At 41.4% G+C, this 220-nt stretch carries 1 rRNA gene; it reads left to right on the top strand.

Going from position 1 to position 220, the window contains the following annotated elements:
• Positions 1-145: 145 nt before the first annotated feature.
• Positions 146-220: ribosomal RNA gene (locus NNO02_RS23740) — 16S ribosomal RNA — on the top strand; the annotation flags it as partial.

Here is a 220-nt window from a genome sequence, read left to right as displayed (position 1 = left end):
ACTGCTCTTTAACAATTTATCAGACAATCTGTGTGGGCACTCGAAGATACGGATTCTTAACGTCGCAAGACGAAAAATGAATACCAAGTCTCTTGAGTGAACATACGTAATTCATTACGAAGTTTAATTCACGAGCATCAAACTTAAATTGAAGAGTTTGATCATGGCTCAGATTGAACGCTGGCGGCAGGCCTAACACATGCAAGTCGAACGGTAGCAC

Origin of the sequence: Citrobacter sp. Awk 2 (genome assembly GCF_028069815.1) — a bacterium.
Taxonomy (GTDB): Bacteria; Pseudomonadota; Gammaproteobacteria; order Enterobacterales; family Enterobacteriaceae; genus Citrobacter.
This window is presented reverse-complemented; position numbering and strand designations above follow the sequence as displayed.